The following is a 4,518-nucleotide window of genomic DNA, read 5'->3' on the forward strand; positions in this document are numbered from 1 at the left end:
GGCCTACACTGGCGAGACCAAGTCCGACGACCTGAGCACGTCCGCCACGCTCGGCAACACCTACGACTTCAACATCCTGTTCGCGAACGTCGAGACCATCGTTCCGGCGATCATCAACAGTCCCCCCGCGCCGGACATTCGACGCCGCTTCGCCGACGAGGATCCAGCCGCGAAGGACGTCGCCGAGCTGATCGAGCGCGCCATTCGAAAGCAGGTCGACGACTCCAAGCTCCAGGTCGAATTGGAAGGCGAGGCGCAAGACGGGTTCCTTGCTGGCCGCGGCATCATCCGGCTTCGCTTCAAGAGCGACATCGTAAAGGACGAGACGACCAACGCAGAGCTTGCCAAGGCCAGCGACGAGCAGGACGAGGGCAAGGTAGACGCAGGCGGTGAAACCGGGTCGAAACCTGACCCGGTTTCCGCCGATGACTATGGCGCGCCCGATCAGCAGCAAGCAGGCGCCCCGACCGAACGGCTCGCAAACGAGTGCATCGAGTTCGAGGCCGTGAGCTGGCGTGACTATCGGCACGGGCCGGCGAAGCGCTGGAAGGATCGACCATGGGACGCGTTCCGCTTCGTCGTGCAGCGAGAAGATGAGGGCGCGGTCTTCGACGCCGGCCTGATCAGCATCCAGACCGACGACCAGGAGAAGAAGGCGCGCGGCGAAGGCGACAGCGACCTGTGCGGCTGGGAAATCTGGGACAAGGGCACTCGCAAGGTCATCTTCATCGACGACAATGGCGTTGTGCTGAAGAAGGTCGACGACCCGCTTGGCCTGTCAGATTTCTTCCCGATCCCGGCGCCGGTGCAGCCGATCGAGCTGACCGGCAGGCTAATGCCGGTCAATCCGTTTTCGATCTACAGCCGGCTCGCCGACGAACTGGACCTGACCACCAAGCGCATCGGCGTCATCACCCGCCACATGAAGGTCAAGGGCTGGTATTCCGGCGACGCTGGCGACATCGCCAACATGCTTGCGGCCGATGACACGGAATTCGTGCCGATCGGCAATGCGGACATCTGGGCGGCCAATGGCGGCCTGTCCGGCGCGGTCGCGTTCTGGCCGGTCGAGAAGTTCATTCTGGTGCTGCGGGAGCTCTACAGCGCCCGCGAACAGACCAAGCAGGCCATCTACGAAATCACCGGCATTTCCGACATCGTGCGCGGCGCTTCCCAGGCGAGCGAGACCGCCACGGCGCAGAACATCAAGACGCAATGGGGTTCGCTGCGCATCCAGAAGATGCAGCGCATGATGGAACGCTGCGCCCGCGACATCTTCGTCATGATGGCCGAAATCATCCCGGCGAAGTTCTCGCATGAGACCCTGCAGCAGATGACCGGCGTGCAGATCATCCCGACGCAGCAGGATCTGACGCCAGTGCAGCCGCCGCCGGCACCGCCCCAGGGCGCTCAAGTGCCGCCCGAGCAGCAACAGCAGCTTCAGCAGGCCACGCAGGCGGCTCAGCAGGCGGAGCAGCAGCGGCAGGCGAAGCTCGCCAAGCTGCAGTCGATCCAGCAGCTTCTGACGCAGCGCCTGGCCATGATGTACCGCATCGACGTCGAGAGCGATTCGACGGTCAAGGCTGACCTCACCAGGCAGAAGGCAGAGACGGCTGAGTTCATGCAGGCGGCCGGCGCCTATTGGGCCGCCGTCGGTCCGCTCATCCAGCAAGGTGAGATGTCGAAGGAAGTGGCGGTCGAAATCTTCGCCGCGAACTCGCGCCTCTTCAACCTCGGCAAGTCGGTCGAGGACGTTCTGGAAAAGATGGTGACCGATGCCAAGGCGCAAGCCGGCCAGCCTCCGCAGCCTAGTGCCGAACAACAAAAAGCTCAGGCGGACGCGAAGGCGCGAGAGGCGGAGCAGGCGCAAAAAGTCGCTGATGCAAAGATCAAGTCGGACGCCGCCGGGCAAGACATGCAGTTCAAGCGCGAACAGCACGACATGACGATGGCCGAGAAGCGCCTGGACCTTCAGGCGAAGCGGCAGGCCGCGCGCGTCGACCAGAACCAGGTTTTGCTCGCCAATGGCATCGTGCCGCCGCCAGACCCCGAGCAGATCGATGGCCAAGCGGTGCTAAAAGAGATGGCCGCGCAGCGCGACATGTTCGGGCAGGCGCTTGCCGCGCTCATTCAGGTGCTTTCGCAGCCCAAGCAGATCGTCAGGGACGCGCAAGGCCGCGCGGTGACGGCGATCCCGATGCAGCCCCCACAATCAGGAGCCCAGGCAAATGGCTACAACCAGTGAAGTCGAGGTAGGGATGGCTGCCATCGCGCAGCGTCTCAGTGACCAGCGTCAGGTGATGATCAAGGTGAAGGCGAACGCCAGCGTGGCCTCGACGGCACTGGCTGCGATCCCGAACGACTTTGCCGACGTCATCGCCACCGTCAATGCGTTCGGCACCAGCAACGCCTATGAGGCCGCCGTGAAGGCCCAGCTCGCCAAGATGACGGCCGAGTTCACCGCCCTGAAATCGAAGGCTGATGCTATCGCCGCGGTGGATCTCAATAGCTGATGTTCGGCGATAGCGGCCAGTTCTACCCTTACCAGCCGATCCAGTTCATGGATGGGCTGCTGAACCCGTTGATTGGAGCTCCAATATTCGATGTGGTCGGCACTCCTACGAGCGGCGATAACGGCTCATCCAACACCACCTCCACCACGGTTACCTTTCCGACCGGGATCGTAGCCGGCGAACTCCTCCTGTTGTGGTTTGCTTCTGACAACCTCATCACTCCAACCACGCCGTCCGGCTGGACCAGCTTGTACACCGCCTCCAACGGCGGCATCCGCTTTACCGGCTACTACAAGCAGGCCACCGGCTCGGAGGGCGCTTCGATGGTCGTTTCTCATGGCAGCTGTCAGACTGCCTGGGGATGCCTGCGCGTCACCGGACAGACCAGCTCCGTTCCGGAAGCTACGTCGGTTGGCGCGAGCAGTTCTGCTCCCAACCCCCCTTCACTGACACCTTCCTGGGGCTCTGCCAGTGACCTGTGGTTCGCCGCGGCGGCGCAATGGGGCTTCTCCATCACTGCCGGTCCAGCCGGCTACACCAACGTCATCAACAAGGCGAAGGGCACCAACAACTTTGCGCTCAGGGTCGATTACCTGAAGGCAACGGCGACCAGCCAAGACCCTGCCGCATTTACCTCTGGCGGTTCCAACTCCAACGGCGCCAGTACAACGGCGGTGCACTAAGATGCGCATTCCGAGCGGTAAAACCGACCAGGCCATATACTTCGTCGCCGTCGACAGCACGGACCTGAAGACGCGGAAGACCGGCCTGTCGTCATTCACCGTCTATCGCAGCCGCAATGGGGGCACCGCGACCGTCTACACCACGCCGACCATCACCGAGCTGTCGGCCGCCAACATGCCGGGCGTCTATTCGCTGCTGATCGACGAGGACACCACCATTGCGTCGACTTCGGACGCGGAAGAGTATTGCGTGCATATCACGCAAGCGAGCATGGCCCCAGTGTCGCGTGTCATCGAGCTTTTCCGGCGAGACACGACGAGCGGCACCACAGCGTTGGTCGACGCCAATGGTCGCGTCGACGTGATCAAAATTGCCGGCACCACACAGACGGCACGCGACATCGGCGCGAGTGTGTTGCTGTCGTCCGGGACCGGCACTGGCCAGGTGAGCCTTGCGGCCGGTATCGCGGCGGTGAACGTGACACAATTCGGCGGCGCGGCCGGCACGTTTGCATCTGGCCGCCCGGAAGTGAACACCACGCACGCCGCAGGCACGGCCTGGAACTCGGGCGCGATCACCGCGAATACCTTTGCGGCCGGCTGCATCACCGCCGCCAAGTTTGCGGCCAATGCCCTCGATGCCGTCTGGTCGACGACGACGCGTCTGCTCACCGCCGGAACGAACATCGTATTGGCCAAGGGAACCGGTGTCACCGGCTTCAACGACCTGGACGCCGCCGGTGTTCGTGGTGCCGTCGGCCTGGCTGCTGCCAATCTCGATACGCAGCTTTCGGCGCTGTCGGGCAACGACACCACCATCAACAACAACGTGCTGGCGGTGAATGCCAAGCTTGGCGCGCCCGCCGGCGCTTCCGTCTCGGCCGACATCGCCGCCATCAAGTCGGACACGGGCGCGATCAAGGCCAAGACCGACAATCTGCCCGCGGCACCGGCTGCTGTGGGCGACATCCCGACGGCAAACCAGAACGCAGACGCGTTGCTTGACCGCGCTTCCGGCGTCGAGGCAGGGATGACGCCGCGACAGGGCTTCCGCCTCTGGTCTGCGGCGCTGCTCGGCAAGGCGAATGGTCTCGGGACCGGAACAGCTATTTTCCGAGACACCAACGACACGAAGGACCGCATCAACGCCTCGGTCGACCAGGATGGCAACCGTCTGGCGGTCATCCTGGATCCGAGCTGATGTTTGCCGATCGCTATTTCGGCAAGCGGTATTTCGGAAATCGGTACTTCGGCCCGCACGGCGCCGACGTCGATTCGCTGTTCAAGCCAGGCGGCGGGTACTATCGCAAGCCGATCAAATA

At 63.3% G+C, this 4,518-nt stretch carries 4 protein-coding genes; all 4 read left to right on the top strand.

Translation table 11 applies throughout. The features are described from left to right. Positions 1 to 2,245, top strand: a 2,245-nt coding sequence (locus tag EN738_RS31350; RefSeq protein ID WP_189606068.1) for a hypothetical protein, incomplete at its 5' end; no start/stop codon positions are given. A gap of 13 nt (positions 2,246 to 2,258) precedes the next feature. Beyond that, positions 2,259 to 2,513 (top strand): hypothetical protein, encoded by a 255-nt coding sequence (locus EN738_RS31355; protein ID WP_210214098.1) that lies wholly within the window; start codon positions 2,259 to 2,261, stop codon positions 2,511 to 2,513. Then, on the top strand, positions 2,513 to 3,196 hold the full coding sequence (locus tag EN738_RS31360; RefSeq protein WP_127286983.1) for a hypothetical protein: 684 nt from the start codon (positions 2,513 to 2,515) through the stop codon (positions 3,194 to 3,196). The genes EN738_RS31355 and EN738_RS31360 overlap by 1 nt, the downstream gene beginning before the upstream one ends. A 1-nt stretch (position 3,197) precedes the next feature. Continuing rightward, positions 3,198 to 4,397 carry a hypothetical protein gene (locus EN738_RS31365; RefSeq protein ID WP_127286984.1) on the top strand — a complete coding sequence of 400 codons (1,200 nt, stop codon included), beginning with the start codon at positions 3,198 to 3,200 and terminating at the stop codon, positions 4,395 to 4,397. Positions 4,398 to 4,518 lie beyond the last annotated feature (121 nt).

The organism is Mesorhizobium sp. M4B.F.Ca.ET.017.02.2.1 (genome assembly GCF_003998955.1).
In the GTDB taxonomy this organism is placed as follows: domain Bacteria; phylum Pseudomonadota; class Alphaproteobacteria; order Rhizobiales; family Rhizobiaceae; genus Mesorhizobium; species Mesorhizobium abyssinicae.

Excerpts from the sequence above, each read along its gene's own strand:
- EN738_RS31365 (WP_127286984.1), top strand. The coding sequence starts at position 3,198 with ATGCGCATTCCGAGCGGTAAAACCGACCAGGCCATATACTTCGTCGCC.
- EN738_RS31360 (WP_127286983.1), top strand. The coding sequence starts at position 2,513 with ATGTTCGGCGATAGCGGCCAGTTCTACCCTTACCAGCCGATCCAGTTC.
- EN738_RS31355 (WP_210214098.1), top strand. The coding sequence starts at position 2,259 with ATGGCTGCCATCGCGCAGCGTCTCAGTGACCAGCGTCAGGTGATGATC.